The organism is Marinomonas ushuaiensis DSM 15871 (assembly GCF_000521805.1).
GTDB classification, from domain to species: domain Bacteria; phylum Pseudomonadota; class Gammaproteobacteria; order Pseudomonadales; family Marinomonadaceae; genus Marinomonas; species Marinomonas ushuaiensis.
In genome coordinates this window covers 101,190-125,038 of the sequence record NZ_JAMB01000004.1, presented here as the reverse complement: position 1 = coordinate 125,038, position 23,849 = coordinate 101,190, and the positions used below count along the sequence as shown (strand labels likewise).

Annotated in this window: 19 protein-coding genes; 11 read left to right on the top strand and 8 right to left on the bottom strand. The window is 41.3% G+C overall.

Annotated elements, in window-relative coordinates; translation table 11 throughout:
* The first annotated feature begins 15 nt into the window (after window positions 1-15).
* Window positions 16-1,641, top strand: a complete 1,626-nt coding sequence (locus MUS1_RS06410; protein WP_036160320.1) for an NAD(P)/FAD-dependent oxidoreductase — start codon at window positions 16-18, stop codon at window positions 1,639-1,641.
* Window positions 1,642-1,960: 319 nt separating this feature from the next.
* On the top strand, window positions 1,961-3,313 hold the full coding sequence (locus tag MUS1_RS06405) for a YdgA family protein (RefSeq protein ID WP_036160318.1): 1,353 nt from the start codon (window positions 1,961-1,963) through the stop codon (window positions 3,311-3,313).
* A gap of 123 nt (window positions 3,314-3,436) precedes the next feature.
* Here MUS1_RS06405 and MUS1_RS06400 read toward each other — a convergent pair whose 3' ends face one another.
* Window positions 3,437-4,168 carry an SPOR domain-containing protein gene (locus tag MUS1_RS06400; RefSeq protein ID WP_245595766.1) on the bottom strand — a complete coding sequence of 244 codons (732 nt, stop codon included), beginning with the start codon at window positions 4,166-4,168 and terminating at the stop codon, window positions 3,437-3,439.
* 37 nt (window positions 4,169-4,205) lie between these two features.
* A complete protein-coding gene (locus tag MUS1_RS06395; protein ID WP_036160314.1) occupies window positions 4,206-4,637 on the bottom strand; it encodes a YqaA family protein in 432 nt (143 codons plus the stop codon).
* A 210-nt stretch (window positions 4,638-4,847) separates the two neighbouring features.
* Here MUS1_RS06395 and MUS1_RS06390 point away from each other — a divergent pair, with 210 nt between their 5' ends.
* Entirely contained in the window at window positions 4,848-6,467 is a 1,620-nt protein-coding gene (locus MUS1_RS06390; RefSeq protein ID WP_036160312.1) for a methyl-accepting chemotaxis protein, read from the top strand.
* A gap of 194 nt (window positions 6,468-6,661) precedes the next feature.
* Here MUS1_RS06390 and MUS1_RS06385 read toward each other — a convergent pair whose 3' ends face one another.
* Window positions 6,662-8,224, bottom strand: coding sequence for a methyl-accepting chemotaxis protein (locus MUS1_RS06385; RefSeq protein WP_051436142.1), 1,563 nt, complete (start codon window positions 8,222-8,224; stop codon window positions 6,662-6,664).
* Between the two features lie 334 nt (window positions 8,225-8,558).
* Here MUS1_RS06385 and MUS1_RS06380 point away from each other — a divergent pair, with 334 nt between their 5' ends.
* The 3 genes from MUS1_RS06380 (at window position 8,559) to MUS1_RS06370 (ending at window position 12,943) form a co-directional block, all read left to right on the top strand.
* Window positions 8,559-9,824 (top strand): response regulator, encoded by a 1,266-nt coding sequence (locus MUS1_RS06380; protein ID WP_036160310.1) that lies wholly within the window; start codon window positions 8,559-8,561, stop codon window positions 9,822-9,824.
* A 129-nt stretch (window positions 9,825-9,953) separates the two neighbouring features.
* Window positions 9,954-10,973 (top strand): serine/threonine protein kinase, encoded by a 1,020-nt coding sequence (locus MUS1_RS06375; protein WP_051436141.1) that lies wholly within the window; start codon window positions 9,954-9,956, stop codon window positions 10,971-10,973.
* Window positions 10,970-12,943 carry a RecQ family ATP-dependent DNA helicase gene (locus tag MUS1_RS06370; protein ID WP_245595765.1) on the top strand — a complete coding sequence of 658 codons (1,974 nt, stop codon included), beginning with the start codon at window positions 10,970-10,972 and terminating at the stop codon, window positions 12,941-12,943. Before MUS1_RS06375 ends, MUS1_RS06370 begins: the two co-directional genes overlap by 4 nt.
* Here MUS1_RS06370 and MUS1_RS06365 read toward each other — a convergent pair.
* The 5 genes from MUS1_RS06365 to MUS1_RS06345 all read right to left on the bottom strand — a co-directional run bounded on the left by MUS1_RS06365 (window position 12,921) and on the right by MUS1_RS06345 (window position 15,321).
* Complete coding sequence (locus tag MUS1_RS06365; RefSeq protein WP_051436140.1) at window positions 12,921-13,364, bottom strand: VOC family protein; 444 nt, start codon at window positions 13,362-13,364, stop codon at window positions 12,921-12,923. The two genes, MUS1_RS06370 and MUS1_RS06365, sit on opposite strands and share 23 nt — an antisense overlap.
* A gap of 73 nt (window positions 13,365-13,437) precedes the next feature.
* On the bottom strand, window positions 13,438-13,749 hold the full coding sequence (locus MUS1_RS06360; protein ID WP_036160308.1) for a GIY-YIG nuclease family protein: 312 nt from the start codon (window positions 13,747-13,749) through the stop codon (window positions 13,438-13,440).
* Window positions 13,750-13,779: 30 nt separating this feature from the next.
* Window positions 13,780-14,481, bottom strand: coding sequence for an aspartate/glutamate racemase family protein (locus tag MUS1_RS06355; protein WP_036160305.1), 702 nt, complete (start codon window positions 14,479-14,481; stop codon window positions 13,780-13,782).
* A 16-nt stretch (window positions 14,482-14,497) separates the two neighbouring features.
* Entirely contained in the window at window positions 14,498-15,115 is a 618-nt protein-coding gene (locus MUS1_RS06350; RefSeq protein WP_036160303.1) for a LysE family translocator, read from the bottom strand.
* Entirely contained in the window at window positions 15,115-15,321 is a 207-nt protein-coding gene (locus tag MUS1_RS06345; protein ID WP_036160301.1) for a hypothetical protein, read from the bottom strand. The genes MUS1_RS06350 and MUS1_RS06345 overlap by 1 nt, the downstream gene beginning before the upstream one ends.
* A gap of 245 nt (window positions 15,322-15,566) precedes the next feature.
* Here MUS1_RS06345 and MUS1_RS06340 point away from each other — a divergent pair, with 245 nt between their 5' ends.
* The 5 genes from MUS1_RS06340 (at window position 15,567) to MUS1_RS06320 (ending at window position 23,817) form a co-directional block, all read left to right on the top strand.
* Window positions 15,567-16,988 carry an aminotransferase-like domain-containing protein gene (locus tag MUS1_RS06340; RefSeq protein WP_036160298.1) on the top strand — a complete coding sequence of 474 codons (1,422 nt, stop codon included), beginning with the start codon at window positions 15,567-15,569 and terminating at the stop codon, window positions 16,986-16,988.
* 200 nt (window positions 16,989-17,188) lie between these two features.
* Entirely contained in the window at window positions 17,189-18,568 is a 1,380-nt protein-coding gene (locus tag MUS1_RS06335; RefSeq protein ID WP_036160296.1) for a TolC family protein, read from the top strand.
* Window positions 18,565-19,770, top strand: coding sequence for an efflux RND transporter periplasmic adaptor subunit (locus MUS1_RS06330; protein WP_036160294.1), 1,206 nt, complete (start codon window positions 18,565-18,567; stop codon window positions 19,768-19,770). Before MUS1_RS06335 ends, MUS1_RS06330 begins: the two co-directional genes overlap by 4 nt.
* Entirely contained in the window at window positions 19,767-23,084 is a 3,318-nt protein-coding gene (locus tag MUS1_RS06325; protein ID WP_036160291.1) for an efflux RND transporter permease subunit, read from the top strand. The genes MUS1_RS06330 and MUS1_RS06325 overlap by 4 nt, the downstream gene beginning before the upstream one ends.
* A gap of 262 nt (window positions 23,085-23,346) precedes the next feature.
* Window positions 23,347-23,817 carry an Lrp/AsnC family transcriptional regulator gene (locus tag MUS1_RS06320; RefSeq protein ID WP_036160290.1) on the top strand — a complete coding sequence of 157 codons (471 nt, stop codon included), beginning with the start codon at window positions 23,347-23,349 and terminating at the stop codon, window positions 23,815-23,817.
* Window positions 23,818-23,849 lie beyond the last annotated feature (32 nt).

Below are 23,849 nucleotides of genomic sequence, written 5' to 3'. Positions count from 1 at the left end.
TAGATATTGACTCCTATGATACGACTTTCCAACATCCAACTTCCCCTTGATCACAACGATACTGCCATCGAAGAAAGTATTCTTTCTATGCTGAATATTTCGGCTGAGCAACTTGTGAGCGTCAATGTTTTTCGTCGTGGTTATGATGCGCGTAAAAAAACGAACATCATGCTGATTTACACCTTGGATGTGGAAACGACGAACAACGAATTTTTATTGGCTCAGTTCGCAGAGCATCAACAAATCAAAGAAACCCCAGACTTAAACTATCACCCTGTCGCTCAAGCGCCAGAAAATCTCACTGAACGCCCTATTGTTATTGGCTTTGGTCCTTGTGGTTTATTGGCCGGATTGGTACTTGCTCAAATGGGCTATAAGCCGATCATTTTAGAACGTGGTAAAGAAGTTCGTGAACGCACTAAAGATACCTTTGGTTTTTGGCGTAAGAAAATATTAAACACAGAATCCAATGTACAATTTGGTGAAGGCGGCGCTGGAACTTTTTCTGACGGCAAACTTTACAGTCAGGTCAAAGACCCTAAGCAATACAGCCGAAAAGTATTGAATGAATTTGTCTCTGCTGGCGCACCAGACGAAATCCTTTACGTTAGTAAACCTCATATAGGTACCTTTAAATTGGTTGCCATGGTGGAAAAAATGCGAGCTCAAATCATCGAGCTTGGCGGCGAAATTCGTTTCAGTGCCCGTGTTGACGACATGCACATTAAAGATGGCCAAATCACAGGCGTTACTCTTGCTGATGGTGAGCAATTACATTCCAAACACATCGCCATTGCCATCGGTCACAGTGCTCGTGACACGTTCGAAATGATTCACAAGAAAGGTATCTACATCGAAGCCAAGCCCTTTTCTGTTGGCTTTCGAATCGAACATGAGCAATCTGCTATCGATAAAGCACGCTTTGGCCCGAATGCGGGCAACGAGATTCTCGGTGCAGCGGATTACAAATTGGTTCACCATTGCAAAAATGGTCGTTCTGTTTATAGCTTCTGCATGTGTCCTGGTGGCACCGTTGTTGCGGCTACGTCAGAAGAAAACCGTGTCGTAACCAACGGCATGAGCCAATATTCACGTAATGAACGCAATGCCAACAGCGCAATTGTCGTTGGTATTGATCCTTCTGATTATCCAGGTGGTCCTTTGGCAGGAATCCAATTCCAACGGGAACTTGAAAGTCTGGCTTACGTGATGGGCGGCAGCAACTACGATGCCCCAGCACAAACCGTTGGCGCTTTTTTAAGAAATGAAACACCGAAAGACATTGGAACAGTTGTTCCCTCTTTCAAACCCGGTATCAAATTAACCAACCTCGCAGATGCCTTACCTGATTTCTGTATCGAAGCAATTCGTGAAGCCATTCCAGCGTTCAATAAAAAGGTTCGAGGCTTTGCCTTTGACGATGCATTGTTAACCGGTGTGGAAACTCGAACTTCAGCGCCGATTAGCATCAAGCGTGATCCTGAAAGCTTTGAAAGCATTAATACGAAAGGTTTATTTCCAGCAGGTGAAGGTGCAGGATACGCTGGTGGTATTATGTCTGCAGCCATAGATGGTATTAAAATCGCTGAAGCCATGGCGCTTAGTATTAATGCAGAGAACACTTTATCAAATAAGAACTGAACGCTAAAAATAAACTCTCTATAAAAATGCATTATCAATGACCATCCACCACTTAACCAAGTGACTGGATGGTCCTGTATCTAGTGTGAATTTCAAACTTAATCCCACCCATTGTGGTGTTCAAAAAAACAATACTATCCCTTCATATGCAATAAAATTTTAAAAGACCAACATTCAGGTAATACGTATTTATTCGTACCAAAATCCATTTGCACAAATAATATGAAATAGAATCAAAGTGATACATCTTCTTTGTATTTCAGCATTATTAACCTGTATTATTTGCCCACCAAATTCATCCTATGAAAAGGAACTTCCAGTGAAAAAAATCTTTGCTGTGATTGCTTTCGCGCTTGTCGCTGTTTGCCTTGTCACACCTAAATTCATCGCCCCTAAATTTCAAGAACAAGTCATTACGCTTGTTGATAAAATCAACAAAACATCTGGTTACACAGCGATTATAGAATCGACAGAATCTTCTTGGTTTGGCTCTACATACGTCATCTCATTTGGTTTGGATCTTGGTATGTATGAACCAGCATACGAAAATCAGAAGCTTGATTTACAGCTTGTACTGGACGCGAAATACGGCCCTCTTTTATTAGCAAATCAAGGTATCGTCGGTTTATACGAAGCAAAACTTAAAATCGCAGCAGATGAGCAACGTCAAATTCTTGCATGGGATGAAGCTGAGCCTTTGTATCAGTTATCTGCTGTTGGTGGATTTGGTGGTGATATTAAAATTGAAGACACTATCCCTGCTTTTTCAAAATTGGATAATGGCCTAACCTTTAGCGGTTACAACGGTGAAGGTAAAATATCCCGTGACGCAGTTGCTTATGAAGGTTTATTGGCGCTAGTCAACCTAGATGATCCTTACCAACCAGTAAAAGCAGAAAACATCACGCTATCGATGCAAATGGAAGCAGGTTTAGAATCCATTCTAAAAGGTGGGTTTTATAACAGCACCACAAGTTTCTCGATAGATTCGTTTACAGTCGGTACTGATATTAAGGCATCAAACTTGTCCATGTTAGTTAAAATGATACTGGATGAAGAAACACAACTCGGCTCTCTAGAAGTTGGCTACTTTGCGAAAGAGTTGGTTTATAACGAATATCAAGTAAGCGATTTTATTTTGAAATCTGAGCTGGCTAAGCTTAGTAATCAGTTCTTTATAGATTACACCAGATTCAATGATAGTTTGGTTGACCAAAACCTAGCGTCTGACGAGTTCTTGATTGAGCAATTATCCTTCCTTCAAGACAGTTTTGCAGAGTTACTGTCTCATCAGCCAGAATTTAACATTACTGATTTTAGTGCGACCTTCCCTGAAGGCCGTTTCAATGCCAGCTTAACAAGCAAGCTGGCTGACATCGAGACACCAACATTTGATGAAATGTTAATCCCTGAATTTTGGCTATTTAACACATTAGCCAGTATAAATATTGAAGCCGATGACGCTCTGATTAGTAATTTTGTAGAACGTTTTCTTGCCACAAAAATGCGTACAACGATTAATTCACCAGATGTTAAACAACAAGCTCGTATCATTATTAACAGCTTCGAACAGCAAGACTTTATCTTTCATGAAGACAGCCAGTATCGTAGTGAAATAACGCTTAAAGATGGACAAGCTAATATCAACGGACGACCTTTCCCACTGATGTAAGCCCTTCTATTTCAGGACGGGACACCTATTTCAGGACGGACAAGACAAACAAAAAAGGCACGCCCTCATGGACGTGCCTTTTTTATTGCCTTTAAAGTTCAAACATAAGAAATAGTAAGGAACCTAGTTTGCAGTAAACGCATCACCGTTATACTGACTTACATAACAATCAGTGCCTTTTTCTTTTAGCATTTTACAAAAATCACTGCTAAAAGATTTACTCAAAAATGGGCCTACTTTTAATTGATACATGGTACGGCCATTTATTTCTTTCGAGTTCATTAACGGCTCTAAGCCTTTGAAAGAGGTTGGATCTTTTTTGTTCAAAACAGCCCAACCACGAATTGCTTCATCTCGATTTGCATAAGAAGCAACCTGAACACCATACTCATATTTTGTATCTGCTAACGGAGCTTGAGTAATAGCGGCCGCATTAATCGGCTCTTCTGACATTTCACTGTCTACTAAGTCATTCTCAGACGCTGCATTCTCAGTTAAAAGTGGCGCTGCTGTAACCTTATTCTCAGAGGAAATAGCTTCTGAAGGAATCGATTCATCTACTGCCATAATAGTTTCATTGTCGCTCATAGGTGACGCTTGAACATCTGTGTCCATCGTCATATTGTCAGAACCCGAACCACCCATTTTGTCTTGCTTCAATGCTGCAACTTCAGCTTCTAACACATCAATCTTATCTAGTTTTGCTTGTACCGTTTCCCATTGTTCATCATGCGAAATGACCTTACTTTGTAAATCGTTATACGTCATGAAGGTATTTTTTTCATCGGTAGATGAACAAGCACCTAATGACAACCCAGCCACAACCAAGACCAGTTTTTGGGATGTTTTCATCATTCTATTCCTTATATACATCATTGAAGCTTTGCACCCACTACCCTGAAAATAGTAAATACTGTCCCCATAAAATTAAAGCATAACGCACGGATTTACCAACTAAAACCAAAGGTAAAAAATACCAAATCGATGTTCGTAACACCCCTGATACTAAAGCAATCCCATCACCAACAATAGGTAACCAAGTAAATAATAAACTGAAAACACCATAACGATTAAAGAGTCGCTCTGCTTTCTTACGAGTTTCAGCATTTACTGGAAACCACTTTTTGTCTTCATAGCGAAGCAAGTACAAACCCAATAACCAATTAGTCAGGCTACCTAACGTATTACCAACACTTGCCAAAAACCATAACCAAAACACAGATAACCCAGTATCACTTGCGTAATAAAGTAACGCGCCTTCTGAGCCTAACGGCAAGATAGTCGCTGATAAAAAAGAGATCAAAAAAATAAAACTATAAGACAAAACCGTCCTCTCGCCATTTTTTATAAAAACAAGTAACTAATTAACAAAACAATGATTTAGCTCATATGTTTTGGCTGGGCAGTATTTCAGAAAACATTTAATCTTCTTTAAATCAATATATTGGGTTCAGATTCAACTTACTAGCCCACACTGACTAGCCCAAACATACTAATCCACGCATATCAGTCTAAAAAAACTAACGGAGAATACATGCTGAACCGCATCAATGACATTAAGATTCGTTACAAGTTATGGGCAATAATAGGACTGATGTCGATGGGTACTGCCGCTCTTATTTTGGTATCGCTCGCGTCTCTATTTAACAGTCATGTGGAAGCTAGAAAAGACCGAACACAAGATATATTAGACATAGCCAACTCGTTATTTTCTCCTATCTATGGGCAACAACAATCAGGCATATTGACATCAGAACAGGCAAAACAACAGGCCATCACATTATTGTCTGAATTTCGTTATGGTGACCAACAAAGCCTTTGGGTTTTAGACACGAATAATAACACCTTGATCAATTCACCATCGACCTATAACACAACCACACCTCCAAACTCTCTTACTCAAGCACTAAAAAAAGCCAAACCAGCCTCCTCTGCGAAAGCTAAACGCACGACAATAGAATTCGAATACAAAGATAAAAACACAACCGATCATCATATGATTGCCAGCACAATGCGCTTTACACCATGGCAAATAACGATAATTGCCACCACACCAATGGATGCCGTGGTGAACTTCTTTCTAAACGCTTTAGTGGATTACGCAATTCTAGTTGGCGTATTAACGCTACTTGTTGGTGGAACGGCTCTTTATATTATTCACTTGGTAACGAGCCGTGTGACATCACTTTGTAAAACTATGACATCGGTACAGCACTCAGGTGACTTAACTCAGCGCGTTAAATTTACAGGGTTGGACGAAATGGGCGAAATGGCCCATGCGTTTAATAGCATGATGAATGACTTTCAATCTATTGTACGTAATGTTAGTCACTCCAGCGAAACCTTAGATAGCATTGTTAGCGAAACAAATAACGCAACCAATAAAACCGTTCAAGGCGTTGAGGACCAGTTATCTAATGTCAATCAAGCAACTTCTCTAATGCAAAGTGTCATGACATCCGTTGAAAGTACGTTAGCGATTGCCGGACAAGCGAATAATACGGCTCAGGAACTTGGGCAACATTCAAAACAAGGTCTTGGCGTGATGAACAAGGCCAATCAAGACATCCAACAACTCTCTCATGAAGTCGGCAATGCTGCGGTACAAATTCAAAAGCTGCGCCAAGACGTTTCTCATATAAATGAACGCTTAGGCATCATTGCAGAAGTAGCAGATCAAACGAATCTATTAGCATTAAATGCCGCGATTGAAGCGGCTCGCGCTGGCGAACAAGGTCGAGGCTTTGCGGTTGTCGCAGATGAAGTCCGTCATCTTGCACAACGCTCCCAATTAGCCGCTACCGAGATAGGTGGATTAATTGAGCAGTTAACACAACAAACGCTGAACACCGTAAACGTTATGGAGTTGGCTAAAAATACAGCGAACCAAGGTGCTGAACAAACCTCTCAAGCCGGTCAAGCATTCAAAGACATCGCCAATGGCGTGTTATCTATTTCTGAATTAAACCGCAATATTAGCCAAGCAGCAGACAGGCAACACGAGTCGTCTCAATCTGTACATCAAACACTTGAAAATATTGCGGGGATTTGCGAAGAGACCGATCATAATTCGAATCAAATACAAACATCGGTTAATAGCCTTCAAGAATGCGCCAGCCAACTGCGTCAACTGGTTCATCAATTCAGTACTTAAAAACTATTATTGACTCATAAATTCAAGTCGCACTTAGCAAACATAAAAAGCAGTACTCGGCATTTAACATAACAGCACTGCTTTTTATTACTTTCAACTAAATCCTCTGTCTCTTGTCTGGTTTCCCAGTCTTTACTTCAAAGAACTAATTCAAAAAAACAGCTCAAAAACCTATCTAAAAAAACCATAATACTTTAATACGTAGATTTAAACCCTATCCGAAAACCGCCCCAATGTTTGCCATTCACATAAATAGGCACTGACAAATCATGTAAAATTTCACCAGTGTCACGTTTATACGTTTGTAATAGGAAGGTATCGGTATGAGAACCACATCGCCCTCCCGTTGGATCATTAAAGATGCGTTTCGTCCGGTTATTAATTAAATCTTTTTCATAATCACCGCTTAAAGCCTGGCTGAATTTTTTATTATGAGTTGGAAAATAACCATTAATATCAACAGCACCCGCGAACATCACTTCATCGTGTTGCTCTAAAACGGCTTCTTGAATTATAGGAAAAGTACGATCACTAAAGTCATCATATGTGGTACTAAATTTTTGTGGATTAGTTTCGCTGATTGGACAATAGTCTGTTGAGAAAACCGCTTCTTGAGTTAATTCTCCTGTTTCAATCGCTTCTTCAAATAATCTTGCTATGTCATGTGCGCAAGATTTGGCTCGATTAACCAATTCAGAAAAAAACAGCGACTTATCTACTTTATCCAATTCTCTGAACACAATTTCAGCGCCATTACTTAAACGAGATGCTTCCGTGGTCAAAAGATCACTGCGCTGGGAAATATCTTGTAGTGATGAACTAATACGAGAAATCGAACCATTTATCTGAGTACTCGTTGCACCCAATGATTCCCCTGCACTTTCTACCTCAGCCAAAACAATAGACGCATTTTGTACTTCTTCAGTTAATGCAATGAAACGCTGAGTTTCACCTAAAAGAGTACTAGAGAGGGATTCTGTTAATTCTTTTAAAGAAAACATTTCATTATTGGTTAATTCGCTGTTAAGACGAACATCAGATAACAAACTGGATATTTGCTCTGAAGCATTTGCACTCTTGCCTGCCAATGAACGCACTTCATCGGCAACAACAGCAAAGCCTCGACCTTGCTCGCCAGCACGAGCGGCTTCTATAGCGGCATTTAACGCCAATAAATTGGTTTGTTCGGACACGGCTTTAATGACATCCGTAATACTGTCTATGTCATCCGCACTTTTTGTTAATAAAGCAAGCTGTTCGCTGGCCGTCTGGACCTTTTTAGTCAACTCATTTATCTGTTCTGTACTTTGGGTAAGGGCATCTTGCGCCATTCGGCTCGACTGAGCAGTATCATTCATCGTGTGGACTAATTGGCCTAAGTTATTTGATAAGGCTAAACCGGTATCAGAAAGCGTTTCTACGGCTTGGGTGATTTGCTCTGTGTCATCATGAGTTAAATGTATGTCTTTACTTAATGTATCAACAAAATAAGAAACTTCTGCCGCACCCATAGCCATTTTTGATGTTGCATCAGTAACGGTTTTACTCATATCAGAGTAAAGAGAATCTTGCTCTTGTTCAGCGGCTATATTTTCTTTTTGCGATTTCTGATTTATACGAAAAAAATTCGAAAACACCAAAAGTACGCTCAACAATGAGCCAATAATAATATAAGGCAGCGGCATAGCATCCGACAAATAGCCGTAAATAAAAAGTGTAAAGAACCCCAAAACACTGAAAGATTGGAAATATAACATCACATGTTCCTTCCATTTTAATTGTTGTTTTTTCTAGTGTTTAACGCAGGGTATAGAAGGTCAATATAAAAAAGAAATCTACGACTAAAGTAGTAGCTATTATTAATTCAAAAAATGTGCTTTTATTGATCAGGTTAAAAAAACATCAATGCAAACACCAAGAAAAAGCAAAGTCATTATTATCTGAAATGCTGAGAAAGAATTCATATCTCAAGTATTCAATATCAGACGAAAAATTTTAGCTTCTAACGTAAGTGACAAAATAGGTGTAGTGTTTTATTACGGTATAAAACAATGGATTTTATATTTAACATATTAATGATTAGGTAATGTTTTGACGGATACAGCCCTTACCAGCCTTAAAAATAACGATGTAATTCATCAAAAAAACGCCAATATATCAAACAAACATGTTTTGATTATTGACGATATCAGTGAAATGCGCATCATGCTCAAATCTTTCATGATGTCTTTGGGTTATTCTAATATTGATGTTGAATCATCGGGTCAATTTGCTATCAAGCAAATTTTAGAGAAACCTTACGATATTGTATTATCCGATTACAACCTCAATGGCAGCATTGATGGACAGCAGATTTTAGAGACTGTTAGAGAAAACAGTGCTCACGCTTATTCCACTATTTTCATCATGGTTACTGCAGATACCGCTTACGAAAGCGTTGTTAATGTATTGGAGTACCAACCAGACAGCTACATCGTTAAACCCTTTTCCCCTGCTGAGTTCTTTCGACGATTCGAGCAAGTACAAAAACAGAAAAAAACCTTTGAAAATATTAATGCAGCACGAAAAATAAAAGACTACGAGTTAATGGAAACTCTAGCAAAAGCTGTCCTAGCACAACACCCGCAGTTTACCAGTCAATGTTTAAAAATCATCGGTGAATCACTTTACGCTCGTAAGCGTTATAAAGATGCAAAAATCCATTACATGCTAATTATTCAGAAAAACAAAAACCTCGCATGGGCTCACTTTGGTGTTGCTTCGTGTGAACTAAAGCTCGGCACGATAGCGGCGGCTATCAAAAAATTAGAAGATACCATTCGCTCAAGTCGTCATTTTCTATCTGCTTATGATTTACTCGCTGATTCTCAAGAAAAGTTAGGTGATCTTAAAGCGGCTCAAACCGCTATGATTAAAGTCATTCAAGTATCCCCAAGAGCAATCGACCGATCTGTGCGTTTGGCGCAAATAAGTATGTCCATGAAAGATTGGGTCATGGCTGAATATACCTATTCTCGTATTATTCGTTTAACTCATGAAACGATTTTTGAAAAAATTGAGTATTACTATGATTGTTTAAAATGTATCACTCATTTAATGGAATCAGCGGAAGACAGCGTGAAATTGGCCGAAAAATTTAAGCGCATACTAATGCGATTACGCATCTTCGGAAAAGAAAACCCTTCAGCAATTTCTAACTCTTTTCGACTCGAGATCCAGCAGTATTTAATTCGAAACCACAAAGAAGCAGCGATCAAGTCTTGGAAGCAATGGAACCAGCTCATTAACTCAAGCAAAGCCTCTCCACTGACTGATGCTCAAGCTTATACATTAGAGAAGCGGCTTGGGTTGAAATAATTCGTTTTTATATTTTACCCTTACTTGCTATAACGCTCCTTCATCGTTATCGTCACGGTTCGATTTTCTGTCTCTAATGTTGGCATCACGCTTGGCATGAGAGATAAAGGTAAAGTAAAGGGTTAAACCATGTCTGCAAACGATAACACTTCAGCCAATCAAACCGACACAGCCGCAACATCAGCTAGCCTCGCTTTTTCTTCTCTTGTTCCTGATGTCATTTTAGATGCGGTTGAATCGTCAGGTCTTTGGAGTGACTCTCGAATTTATCCACTAAACAGCTATGAGAACAGAGTCTATCAAGTGGGTATTGAAGATGGCTCACCGGTTATTGCGAAATTTTATCGACCAGAGCGCTGGACTGAAGCGCAAATCCTTGAAGAACATACGACATTACTAACGCTAAAAGCAGATGGCATACCCGTTGTAGCGCCGCTTGAATTTGAAGGAAAAAGCCTTTTCTGTCACAAAGGTATCTATTTTTGTTTATCACCACGATTGATTGGACAACATCCAGAAGCGGATAATTTAGACGAGTTGTATCAGCTTGGTGAGCTTATTGGTCAAGTCCATCAACAAATGTCGACAACACCGTTTACACATCGAATCAGCGTATCGCCCTTATCTCAAATAGACGAAGCGGCAAGACTAATTTTGTCGAACGCCTTCTTACCAGAAAAGCTCAAACCTATTTACAAGCAGCAAGTTGCTAAACTACGCCAAATGAGCGAAGCACGCATTCAAAAATATTGGCCAATACAATTACGCCCTGTGCATGGCGACAGTCACCGTAGCAACCTCATGCTGCATGAAGGTCAATTCCATTTATTGGATTTCGATGATTGTCAGAATGGCGTTGCTGTACAAGATCTATGGCTTCATCTGACTCAAACTGAAAATCCAAAACAACAACTTAGCGAAATTATTGAAGGCTATGAAAACTATTTGCCTTTTGAAACAAGAGAGCTAAACTTAATCGATGTGTTCAAAAGTGTGCGTGTTATCAATTACGCTGCTTGGTTGCAGAGTCGATGGAGCGACCCTGCGTTTGTAAAAGCATTTCCTTGGTTTGGCTCTGAAGAATATTGGCTAAACCATTTAAATGAATTAAGAAATTGTGAATTAGAATGGGGAAATATTTCCCGATGAAACGAATGGACTCGACAGAAACTATGGAAAACTCATTACAATCTCTGTTTGGCTTTAATCAATTCCGTGAAGGCCAAAAACAAACCATCGAACAGCTTTTATCTGGCTACTCTTCTCTTGCTGTCTTCCCTACTGGATCAGGCAAGTCTTTATGTTATCAATTTACCGCTACGCAATTACCCCATTTAACCTTAGTTATTTCGCCGCTAATCGCCTTGATGCACGACCAACTAGAATTTTTACGATCTAAAAATATTGCCGCCGCAAGCCTAGATTCAAGCCAAACAAAAGAAGAAAGCCAAGCGGTTATGGCTGGCGTTCAGAACGGCTCGATCAAAGTCTTAATGATTTCGGTAGAACGCTTCAAAAACGAACGCTTTCGACGCTTTATCAAGCAAATCCCTATTTCTATGTTAGTTGTTGATGAAGCTCACTGTATTTCAGAATGGGGACATAACTTTCGTCCAGACTATTTAAAGCTGCCTCATTATCAACAAGAACTCGCCATTCCGTTAGTGTTGCTTTTGACCGCAACTGCAACGCGTCGAGTGCAAAAAGACATGGCACAAAAATTCGCCATACACCCAGAACATATTATCCAAACGGGTTTTTATCGCCACAATTTAGACATTGATCTTATTCAAACGGAAGGTCACCAGAAGTTCGTCAAGCTCAAAACCGTACTCGATGAAACACAGGGCGCTGGCATTGTTTACGTTACTCAGCAGAAAACAGCTGAAGAGATTGCTACGGCATTGCGGACAGAAGGCTATTCTGCAGAGGCTTACCATGCAGGACTAGGTAACGATATTCGTAGTGATATTCAAGCCAGATTCATGGACAGCAAAACACGTATCATAGTCGCAACAATAGCTTTTGGTATGGGCATTGATAAATCTGACATTCGTCTTGTTGTACATTTTGATTTACCTAAATCCATTGAGAACTACAGTCAAGAAATTGGCCGTGCAGGACGAGATAACCAACCAAGCCGATGTGTAATGCTTGCCAGTTTAGAAGGGTTACATACCTTGGAAAACTTTGTCTATGGTGACACACCAGAGACACAGGATATAGATACGTTACTAAGAAACATCACAGAGCAAACGGTTCAACAAGCGAATGACATACAAGAATGGGAAACCCAGCTTTATGGCTTATCAAACCAAACCAACATTCGTTCTTTGCCATTAAAAACCTTACTCGTCCAACTTGAATTACTCGGTGCAATCACCCCAAAATACAGTTATTACGCAGATGTTCGACTTAAATGGGAAGGCGATAGAATCGCTTTTGGACATCAAATCCCAGAGCAATGGCAACAAGCTTACCAAGCCATATTAAAAGGAATTCAGTATAAGAAAATTTGGGGATCACCAGATTTCGATAAGCTCTTCAATGAAACAGGGCTTTCTCGAAGCGACGTTTTACAAGTATTGGAGTTTGCCGCTGACCACAATATCTTAACCTTGGAAAGCAAAGGGTTAACAGAAGTTTATCAAGTCAATCCAGATGAGTTTCATCATCAAATATTAGCAAATCAATTGCATCAGTATGTGGATGAAAAACAAACCGCTGAAATCGATAGAATCGCCACCATGATTCGATTTTTTCAACTGGATAGGTGTTTAAATCATAATTTGGCCCGCTATTTTGGCGACCAGAATTCACCTGAAGATTGCGGACATTGTTCGGTTTGTCGTGGCAAACCGCTCGTTTTCCTAGAGAATACGCTATCCGAAACCTGGCAAGAGCACCTTGCTCATTATGTCAAAGAGTTTGCGCAACACATACAAAGCAAAAGCCCAAACACAGCTATCACTCCAGTGTTAATCACACGTTTTTTAACGGGTCTGACACAACCTATTTTTACTAAAATAAAAGCGCGTCAGTTGGGTGGTTTTGCGGTTTACGAAGAACAACCTTATCAAGAGGTACTAGAAGCGGTTACTCCGCTTCTTTCTCGTTAGCTTCTTTCTCAATCGAATCTAATGAAGGCTCCACCGGTTCATTCTGTGTGGAGTTTAGATACACACTCACTTCAATAAGGTTATTGTCTGGGTCGTTAAAATACACAGACTCAATTGGACCTTGCGCTCCAGACTTACTAACTGGTCCTTCTAAAATAGTCACCTTACAAGCTTTTAAATGCCCCACGACATCATCCATTGACCAATCTGTTATCAGACATAAATCCCCCGCTCCTTCCATAGCATGGTTACGCAGTTCTTCACCCAATAATTGCAGATTAATTTTTTGTTGTCCGAAACGGACTGCCTTACGTCCTTCACCGAAAGTAACGGACTCCATTCTTAATACCGTTTCATAGAAAGACACGGCTCTATCAATGTTTGCCACGGTCAATACGACGTGGTCAAAATGGCTAATCATAGCTCCTTGCCTCCTATGGCAAGCCAATAACGAATAGTAATAATGCTACGAATGATTTAATAAAAACACAAGCTTAACCACTCGTCTCTTTGCATAATGAGTCAAGATCAATCAGACCTTCTATTAAATTGAGTTTTTTTCGTTTTGTTAGTTTTTTTACTTTGTATTCAAGTACTAACGCATCACTTTGAGAACCAATTATTTGTTGCCAAACCAGCACCAATGGCCCTTTCCCTTTTAAATAACGAGCACCGCGCTTATTGTCACCAGAATGTTCTTTAAAACGTCGCTCTACATCTGTGCTAATACCAGTGTAGAGTGTGTCGAAGCGTGTCTTCACAATGTAAATGCTCCATTGTGCGTCTTCTATTTTTTTCTGCCTCATGACGGACGTTTCCAGCATTCTTATGATTTTTTATATAACATCTAATATAGCCCACTCAACCGCTTTTTTAGCATGAATGTATGTCGTGTCTAAAAGCATGATTTCTGTGTCATTTTGATTCACTAACATTCCGATTTCAGTACAACCAAGGATAACCGCTTCAGCACCCTGACTTGCTAAAGACTCAATAATTCGTAGGTATTCAACTTTAGAATCTGAATTTAACTGCCCTAAACAAAGCTCTTTATAGATCACATTATGAATAATATTTCTGTCTTCTGTATTAGGAACCAAAACCGTTAAACCATAATCTTCAGTTAAGCGGCCTTTATAAAAATCTTGCTCCATTGTAAAAGCCGTTCCCAATAATCCTACCGTTTTAACCCCTTTTTTTACAAGCACTTCAGCCGTGGCGTCCGCTATATGCAATAAGGGGATATCAATAGAGTTTTCTATTTGTGAAGCGACTTTATGCATTGTATTTGTACATATTAATAAAAAGTCTGCACCAGCCGCTTGAACATTTTTAGCTGCATCAATCAGTATCTCAGAAGTACCTTCCCAATCACCCTTATGCTGTAACTTTTCAATAGGATCAAAATCCACACTGTACATAGCAATTTTTGCAGAATGCAGCCCACCAAGTGACTCTTTTACGCCTTCATTGATTGCTTGGTAATATCCGACACTGCTTTCCCAGCTCATTCCACCTAAAAGCCCAATGGTTTTCATATATCCTCCAAAATCATTACCCTCTAACAATCATCATCAATGTTAAGGCCGTTGCGGTTCCCATGATAAGGTTAAAGACGCGTTGTCGTTTAGCGTCTGTTAACCAGCGTCGAATACTCACACCCAACCACGCCCAAAGTGAAATTGTTGGGAAGTTAACACAAGCAAATACAAGCAGAATCCAAAGGCCAGATTGTAAATACAAATCCCCTTCGATGGTGAACGTACTCACGGCACTAATTGCCATCATCCACGCTTTCGGATTTACAAACTGAAACAACGCAGCTTGCCACCAAGCCATTGGTTTACTTTCCTCACTCTCTTCAGAAGCATTATTCATTTTTTGGCTCACAGGGGCACTGGCAATCTTCCACGCCAACCATACTAAATAAGCACCACCAACCCACTTCAACACAAGATACAGAGGCGGATATAAGGAGAACAAAGCACCCAACCCCAATAAAGCAGACGAAATCAACACCGCCATCCCTATGCCAATTCCAAGCATATGGGGCAAGGTGCGTCGAAAACCAAACTGAGCACCAGAAGCCAATAACATAATATTATTTGGACCTGGTGTTCCAGACATTACAAAGGAAAATATCACAAACGCAATAAAAAAGGATAAATCCATCACAACGCTTTCATTCCTTTTTTAACTTGCCTTAGTAAATCTCGTACAAAACCCAGTACAGAAGCGTGTGCTATTTCTGTTTGTTTCTCATCATCTGTTATGCCGATATCACACATCTGTTGAGCGCTTAACAATGCTAATGCCTTGCGGCTTTGATAACGCTGTACACAATGTTGAATGTGAACAAACAAACTAATAACCAGCATAACTTTCTCCTTTAAGCTGCGCCGACAAAAATTTTCATGGGCGCTGTGTATGAATATCTACTTTAGGAAAAACAGCCAAGACAATACAGATTCAAAAAAAACCTTTATTAACCATACAGAAGAGCGTTTTATCGTCTGTATGGTATAATAATACCAAATCTGTATGGTCACACTTTTTATAAAAACGTTCTACAATAAAACTATCCCAACATCATGTTTTAAACCACCACGGCTAAACACATATTATGACGCTCTATCAAAAGCTAGCAAAACGCTTAAGAGAACACATTCAGCACGATTTCTATAAACCGGGTGACAAACTTCCGTCTGTGCGTCAATTAGCTCAAGAACACGGTGTCAGTATTTCTACAGTTCAAGAAGCCTATAGACAGTTAGAACAAGAGCTCCTTGTCGAAGCAAAACCAAAATCAGGTTATTTTGTTTGCCAGCAAAAAAAAGACAACTTACCCAGTGTTTCTAGACCACCACAGCGACCACTAGAAGTCTCTCAATGGGAAGAAGTTCTCAACATGCTCATGAACCGCAGTAATCAAAAAGGCGTGCAGTTACAACACGCCATGCCAGACATGAAAGCGCCAACACTTAAGCCTTTATTAAAAACGCTGTCTGATCTCGCTAAACAAAAACCAGAGTTAGGGTTGAGCTATTCAGATATTCGAGGCAGAGAGGAACTACGCACGCAACTTTGTCGTTTAGCCGTTGCGTCAGGTTGTCAGTTACATCCAGATGATCTCGTTGTTACTTCTGGATGCCAAGAAGCTATTTCTGTTTGCTTACGAGCGGTCACTGAACCCGGCGATATCATCGCCATCGAATCACCAAGTTTTTATGGTTCTATGCAAGCTATTAAAGCCGCCAACCTAAAAGCCATGGAAATACCCACTCACCCAGAAACCGGTATGAGTATAGAGGCGCTTGAACTAGCGTTAGATCAATGGCCAATCAAAGCCATCTTTGTCACTCCAACATGTAACAACCCAATGGGTTACACCATGCCAGAAGAGAAAAAAGAGCGACTCTATAAACTGGCACAAAGTTACGACATTGCCATTATAGAAGACGATATTTACGGCGACATTTCTTTTCAATTTCCTCGTCCCAAAACCATTAAATCTTTTGATAATGATGGTCGAGTACTTTTGTGTTCTTCTTTTTCAAAAACAATCGCACCCGGTATGAGAGTCGGCTGGATTGCCCCTGGGCGTTATCGGGACAAAGTCACTCACATAAAATATGTCAGCAGCTCCATGTGCCCTGTTTTTCCTCAGCTTGCCATTGCGAAATTTATTCGCTTAGGCGGTTACACAAAGCACATTCGTCAAATTAGGCAGCACTATGAAAAGCAAAGAGACCATTTGTTAAATGCCATCAAAGCCTATTTACCCAGTGACACTCGAGTAAGTTTTCCTGACGGTAGTTTCATTTTATGGGTAGAACTCAACCCAAACATCGACAGCATGAAACTATTAGAAAAATGTCGCGCTGAAGGCGTGAGCTTTGCTCCTGGCCCATTATTCTCGGCAACCGGAAAATTTCGAAACTGTTTTAGACTCAATTTTAGTGAACAGAGTCTAGAAAAAAGGGAATGGGCAATTAAAGTCTTAGCAAAAATCATTACTGACTTTAATGTAGAAAAGAATAAATAACTCAGAAAAGAATGCTTAAATGGAATATCTAATTAATTTTTTTTGTAAAGAAGTGAAAATTTCATTTAATGAAGCCAACAGAAAATACGATAATCTGAACTAGACTAGACGTAATATTTATCTCGTTACTGTCTCTTTATTAGGCAAATAAGCATCGTGTTTGTCGTATGTATTTACTTATTTTGATTAGGATTCGTTGAATGATAAACAAGTCGTTACGAAACGCGGGCGCACTTTGTTTAAGCTTGATATTGGCTGCCTGCAGTAACACAGAAAAACGCGAAAATTACGCAGAGCTGGCCCAAGGTGAACTTGAGTCGATTGGCGATGCCAACTTCTCTCAATGGGAAGGTTTAGACCATGTAGCCCCCGTGAGCTACCTCACCGATTTGATCCAAGATGCGCAATTAGACCAACTCATTCAACAAGCATTAGACGCCAACCCGAGCTTACAAGAAACCAAACTCACCTTACAGGCGAGTTTGTGGAGCATCAAAAGCCAACACGGCGATTCTTTACCAACGGTTGAAGCTGGATTTTCAGCAGGCAAGTCAGAAGGTGACAGTGCAAGTTATCAGGCAGACGTGAGTGTGAGTTGGGAAATTGACTTGTGGCAGAAACTGGCGGCATCCGAAGAAGCTTCCGCTAAGTCTCTTGCCAGTGACGAAGCACTTTATCAAGCAAGCCAAGACACCTTAGTCGCCAGCCTCATTAAAACTTGGTTGGCCATCACTGCAAAACAACACGCCATCGATATTGAAGAAAAGCGTCTGGCGTTACTTGAAGCAAACGAGCAACTTATCCAAAAGCGTTTCAAAAACGGTCTTGGTGATTTAGAAGAATTGGATTCGGCCCGCACCACCACTTCCCAGTCACGCTCTGACCTTGTTGAACTTCAAGAAGACCTCGCCATTGAAATACGAACCTTGCAATTGTATTTGGGAAGCCAAGAACCCATCAAGTTCACTGCCAACACAAATTACCCCAATGTCAGTTTATCCTTCAGCGATTTTCCTGAGCAGAATTTGCAACGTCGTCCGGACTTAAAAGCCGCTTATCTAGACATTGAAGCCGCTGACCTCAATACCACGGTTGCTTACAAAGACATGCTGCCGAGCATCAGTTTGAGCGCGACCTTAAGCGAAACCGCGTCCTCGCCTAGCGGCGCTTTATTCGGCTCCCCTATTTGGTCTTTATTGGCGCAACTAACACAACCACTGTATCAGGGTGGTCAATTAGAAGCCGCAGCAGAGATTGCCAAACTCGAAACCGCACAAACTTATCAAGCCTACCGAGATACCTTGCTCACGGCAGTCAACGAAGTAGAAAGCGCATTAGGACAAGAACGAGTGTTGTCGCTACAAACACAACATATTCGAAATGCGCTCACCAGCTCACAAAAAAACCTCAGCCAATATGAGAAAAAGTACCGTTCTGGACTGATTGAAATCAGCGACTTAATCGACGTGCAAACCACCACATTCGATTTGGAAGCGCAACTTGACGACATTATTTATCAACACTTATCAAACCGAGTCAATTTAGGGCTCGCATTAGGGCTTGGAGTAAACGAAGAATGAAACGCCTCTCACTATGGATCACATTAATTCTGGCTCTGGTTTCGGTTGTTGGAGTGTATTTCTACATTACCAGTGCGATTGAGGCGCAAAACAACGAAGTCAAAAAGACGCGTCCTGAAACACCTGAACAAGCCCTACAAATCAGTGTCATGAATGTAGAAATGGGCGCGTACGCCGCAGAAATCAAAGCATCGGGATTGGTAGAACCAAGATATTCATTGACGTTAACGAATCAAGTCAGTGGCCAAGTGACACAGTTATCCAGCCAGTTTGAATCGGGTCAGGTCATCAAAAAAGGCCATGTTCTTGCCACGTTAACGAATAAAGAACTCAACAGCGAAGTTGCTAGTGCAAGAAACACTTTAGCCAGCGCCGAACTCGCCCTTAAAGAAGAACAGCGCCAAGGCGAGCAAGCCCGAGCAGAATGGGAAGCATCTGGTTTTGACGAAGCGCCAGATTCTGATCTTGTGCTTCGTGAACCACAACTTGCTGCAGCACAAGCCGAATTTGACTCTGCAAAAGCAGAATTAGAAAGCGCCCAAAATGATTTGAAGAATGTAAAACTCATCGCGCCTTTTGACGCATTAGTCGTAGAGCGTCTTATCACTCCTGGTTCATATCTAAGAAGTACAGGAAGTGACATAGGTACACTCTATAGTACTGATCGTGCTGAAATTCAAATCGACCTTTCCAGCAGTGACTGGTTAAAACTGCCAGACACAAACATTCTATTATCCTCGGATTGGCCCGTAACCATTCAAAGCATTGAAGACGGTGCGACATGGCAAGGTAAAATACTTCATGTGGGACTTCATATTGATGAAACAACTCGTATGCGCAGCCTAACAATCGGTTTGGATCAACCTTTGGCTCAGTCACCTCAACTCATTCCAGGTGCTTTTGTTAGTGTCTCTCTGAAAGGCAAAGAGTTAAATAATTTGTGGCGATTACCCAATACCGCACTGAGTCAAAAAAGTGAAATTTGGTTTCTTGATAAAGACAATAGACTCGACACTTTCGCAACGACGCCACGTTTTGTCGATTCAAATTATGTCTACATTCAAGCACCAGAAGACATGAAAGACGGTAATTATCAAGTTCTTATGCAGCCTTACAACAGTTATATAAAAGGTACCTTGGTTGACCCAATCATTGTTTCTAACCAAGAGAAGCAATCCACTGTAAAGGGCAATAATCCATGAGCCCAATAGACCAAAACAGAGGTATCATTCCTTGGTTTGCCAACAACCCAGTGGCCGCCAACTTATTATTAATCTTGATGATCACCTTGGGTCTGATCAACATGGGCTCCATTAACAAAGAAGCCTTTCCAAGCTTACCACCAAGTCAAGTCTCTATTTCTGTCAGTAATGACAGCGGCTCCGCGAAAGAGAACGAAGAAGGCATTGCCATTCCCATAGAGCAAGCCTTACAAGGCACGTCTGGCATAAAAAGCATCACCACTTCATCAAAAGCCAGCTCCACCAGCGTCACTGTTGAAATGGTCGATGGCTATGACATTAATGTCTTAACCGACGACATTAAAGACGAAGTCGATCAAATAACCTCTTTTCCAGACGATGCTGACCCGGCAGTGGTCACCAAGGCTACAAGAGTAGAACACTCAATTTGGGTTCAGCTTTACGGCGAGGCCGACCGTCGTACCTTGCAAAAGCTAACGGATGAACTGGAATCAGACTTACTGGCACAGGAAGACATCAGCTCCACCTCGATTACAGGTTGGTTAGATCCAACCATGATGGTCGAAATAGACAAAAATAAATTAGAGTCTTACGGTCTCACATTAACCGACGTTGCTAACGCCATTAATGCCGAGTCTTCGACTGCCAAAATCGCCACGCTGCGCAACGAAGACATTTACTTGAGCGTCAGCGCATCCGAGCAGGCGTACATCAAAAGCCAATTCTCACAGGTGCCGGTGCAAACCAACGAAAATGGCGGAACCTTGCTGCTTAGCGATATCGCCACGATCCGCGATGTGTTCGATGAAGACGAGTTCGTACTGTCTCGTTTTAACCGCGAAAACAGCCTAGCAATTCAAGTGCTCACCACAGGCAACAGCGACATTTCCAATTCGGTAATTGCCGCTAAATCAGTCATTCAAGACTGGCAAGACAGTGGCCGATTGCCCCCTAATGTCACCTTAGGCACTTGGTATGATCGCAGTGAATCCATAAACGAACGTCTAGAGTTAATGGTTGAAAATGCGGTGACAGGCGTCTTCTTGGTGTTTGTTTTATTAGCCATTTTCTTAAACATTACCGTGGCGTTTTGGGTCGCTATGGGGCTGCCATTTATTTTCTTTGGCACGCTGTTTTTTATGGGCACAGAAAGTATTGGCCTAACCTTAAATATGTTCACGACCTTTGGTTTCATCATGGCCTTAGGCATAGTAGTGGATGACGCTGTGGTGGTCGGCGAAAGTATTTATACTGTGCGGTCAAAAGAAGGCGATACGTTAGGGAGCACGATTAAAGGCACCATGATTGTCGCCATTCCAACGCTGTTTGGCGTGTTTACCACAGTCGCCGCCTTCTGGGCACTGTCGAACATCGAAGGTCGATTGGGCCAGCTTTACTCTCAATTCGCCATCGTCGTCGCTATTTGCCTCGTGTTGTCGGTAATCGAATCGAAGATCATTTTACCTGCTCACTTGGCTCACATTAACACTCGCAAATCAACTCGAACTAACCCTATTGCCAAAGGATGGGCTTGGATTCAACGTGGCGCTGACAACGGCTTACAGTGGTTCAGTGACCGTATTTATAAACCGACGATAGACATCGCTCTGAATCACAGATACGCCATCTGTTTGTTCTTCATTGCCGTTTTCTTACTAGTAATGTCCATGCCATTCACGGGTGCTATTCGTATCAGCTTCTTCCCACAAATTCCGGGGGACACTGTTCGTGGTGGCGTCACCATGTACAACGACGTGAGTTATGGACGCACCAGCCAAGTATTGCTAACACTGGAAAAAGCCGCCTACCAAGCGGATATTGCGTTGCGCAGTAATACAGATGAACGCTCTAGTGGTCAAAGACCAAATGCCAACGGTGAACAACGCGCAAATGCCAACGATGATGTAAGAAGCAAAACAGCTTCTGATAGATCGGCAGCAGACAGACCGAACCGCTCTGAAAACTCAGATCGCCCGAATAGACCTGCTACCAAGCCAAAAGGCGACGTAGCCATCAAAAATATCCAAGTGACCTCAAGCAATGAGCAGTCAGGTAATATTCGGATTGAGTTAATTACAGATCGCCCTTACACCTCCGCAGAGTTTGCTGCGAAGTGGCAGCAATTCTCTGGCATGCCGGAAGGTGTGAAGAACCTCAGAATTCGTAGTGCACGGGAAACCGTTGATGCCCTTAGAGTTGAACTCAGAGGCAATGATTCGAGCGTCTTAACCGGCGCTATGACAGAGCTGTTGAAACAACTTGAACCTCTTCCTGCCGTGACAGGGATAGAGCAAAACACCGAACCAACGGAATCTCGAATGGTGCTAAAACTCAGTGAACAAGGTCGTTTATTAGGTTTGTCCACCAGCGACCTCGCTTCTCAGATTTCCACAAATTTTGATGGCCAAGTTGTGCAGACTTACCAACGAGACAATGCCGAAGTGGAAGTGCGTTTAGGCTATCCGAATGACCAGCAAGAGTCCCCTGCTGCCGTGATGAACACCAAAGTCACGTTGGACGATGGCACACGTATTCCGTTGTCTGCAGTGGCAACCTTGTCTCAAGAAGAAGCCGAAACCACCATTGTTCGTATTGATGGAAAACGCTCTTTGTATTTGTCTGCCGAAGTAGATAAAGACGAAATGTCGTCAACGGAAGTGGTCGAATATTTGGAAAATGCCGTGGTGCCACAAATGGAACGCCAGTTCTCTGGTGTGTCTTTCTACTTCTCGGGGGAAGCGGAGCAAAGAGAAGAAACACAGTCTTCTATGTCTGAGATGTTCCTCATTGCGATGCTGATCATTTATGCCCTACTGGCCATTCCATTGAAGTCTTACACACAGCCAATCATTATCATGATGGCGATCCCATTTGGCATCATAGGCGCGTTGCTTGGTCATTGGATGAATGATTTAACGCTGGGGATTTTCTCGCTAAACGGTATTTTGGCGCTCAGCGGTGTAGTGGTAAATGACAGTCTCTTACTGGTGTCACGCTATAACGATTTACGCCATGAAACGGGACACATCAAGAAAGCCATTAGTCTTGCCTGTCGCAGCCGTTTGCGTGCGGTATTGCTAACGTCTATCACAACCTTCGCGGGGTTAATTCCTATTCTCTGGGAAACCTCAAAACAAGCACAAATGTTGATTCCAGCTGCGGTGTCATTAGGCTACGGCATTATGTTTGCGACGGTAATCACCTTAGTGCTAATTCCTGTCTTACTGATGATTAGTGAAGATGCTCGTCATCTTTTGGATCGGCTTAAAAGCAAAAAAGAAGATCATGATTTATCAAATCTAAAATTGGATTAGATTAACAAAATTGCCAGACATCAAATCAACGAACCCTTTAACGTTTCTTTAAAAATACGTTAAAGGGTTTTAATAACCTGCATTTTCATATCACTTCACCAAATTAATTCTCTTTTTTCCTCTAATTTTCATATTTTTTTCGATCTTTTTCAAAACCATCATTCCTCTTTTTTTGCCAAATAAGGAATCAAGTGACGACACACAGATAAAAAATCAATAATATGAAAAATAATCCTAAAAAACAAACCATAAAGAGAACAGAATGAACTTAGATGACATAGATTTGCAACTACTTGCCTTAATTCAAGGCGATGATAGTATTTCAACAGAAGCAATGGCTCACCAAGTTGGTTTGTCTAAAACCCCCTGTTGGAGACGCGTTCAAAAACTCGAAAAAGCCGGATTCATTAAACGCCGTGTCGCCTTGTTAGACGCGGATAAATTAGGGCTTGGCGTATCTGTTTTCGTACAGGTGAAAACCAATCAGCATGATGCTAACTGGGCCATTGAATTTGCCCGTATTGTGGCTGAATTTCCAGAAGTCGTGGAATTCTATCGCATGGCAGGAGAATACGATTATTTAATGCGAGTGTTAGTAAAAGACATTCCTTCTTATGACAAATTTTATAAACGCTTAATCAGCGCAACTGCTTTGACAGACGTAACGTCTAACTTCGCCATGGAACAGATTAAATGGACCACGGAGTTGCCTTTACCCACCAGTAAAGACTAGATATTTTGTTTGCTATGCCCGTTGCAAAAAAG

Excerpts from the sequence above, each read along its gene's own strand:
- MUS1_RS06365 (WP_051436140.1), bottom strand. The coding sequence starts at position 13,364 with ATGATTAGCCATTTTGACCACGTCGTATTGACCGTGGCAAACATTGAT.
- MUS1_RS06385 (WP_051436142.1), bottom strand. The coding sequence starts at position 8,224 with ATGTTATATTTCCAATCTTTCAGTGTTTTGGGGTTCTTTACACTTTTT.
- MUS1_RS06330 (WP_036160294.1), top strand. The coding sequence starts at position 18,565 with ATGAAACGCCTCTCACTATGGATCACATTAATTCTGGCTCTGGTTTCG.
- MUS1_RS06390 (WP_036160312.1), top strand. The coding sequence starts at position 4,848 with ATGCTGAACCGCATCAATGACATTAAGATTCGTTACAAGTTATGGGCA.
- MUS1_RS06335 (WP_036160296.1), top strand. The coding sequence starts at position 17,189 with ATGATAAACAAGTCGTTACGAAACGCGGGCGCACTTTGTTTAAGCTTG.
- MUS1_RS06355 (WP_036160305.1), bottom strand. The coding sequence starts at position 14,481 with ATGAAAACCATTGGGCTTTTAGGTGGAATGAGCTGGGAAAGCAGTGTC.
- MUS1_RS06360 (WP_036160308.1), bottom strand. The coding sequence starts at position 13,749 with ATGAGGCAGAAAAAAATAGAAGACGCACAATGGAGCATTTACATTGTG.
- MUS1_RS06410 (WP_036160320.1), top strand. The coding sequence starts at position 16 with ATGATACGACTTTCCAACATCCAACTTCCCCTTGATCACAACGATACT.
- MUS1_RS06370 (WP_245595765.1), top strand. The coding sequence starts at position 10,970 with ATGAAACGAATGGACTCGACAGAAACTATGGAAAACTCATTACAATCT.
- MUS1_RS06325 (WP_036160291.1), top strand. The coding sequence starts at position 19,767 with ATGAGCCCAATAGACCAAAACAGAGGTATCATTCCTTGGTTTGCCAAC.
- MUS1_RS06375 (WP_051436141.1), top strand. The coding sequence starts at position 9,954 with ATGTCTGCAAACGATAACACTTCAGCCAATCAAACCGACACAGCCGCA.
- MUS1_RS06400 (WP_245595766.1), bottom strand. The coding sequence starts at position 4,168 with ATGATGAAAACATCCCAAAAACTGGTCTTGGTTGTGGCTGGGTTGTCA.
- MUS1_RS06350 (WP_036160303.1), bottom strand. The coding sequence starts at position 15,115 with ATGGATTTATCCTTTTTTATTGCGTTTGTGATATTTTCCTTTGTAATG.
- MUS1_RS06320 (WP_036160290.1), top strand. The coding sequence starts at position 23,347 with ATGAACTTAGATGACATAGATTTGCAACTACTTGCCTTAATTCAAGGC.
- MUS1_RS06340 (WP_036160298.1), top strand. The coding sequence starts at position 15,567 with ATGACGCTCTATCAAAAGCTAGCAAAACGCTTAAGAGAACACATTCAG.
- MUS1_RS06345 (WP_036160301.1), bottom strand. The coding sequence starts at position 15,321 with ATGCTGGTTATTAGTTTGTTTGTTCACATTCAACATTGTGTACAGCGT.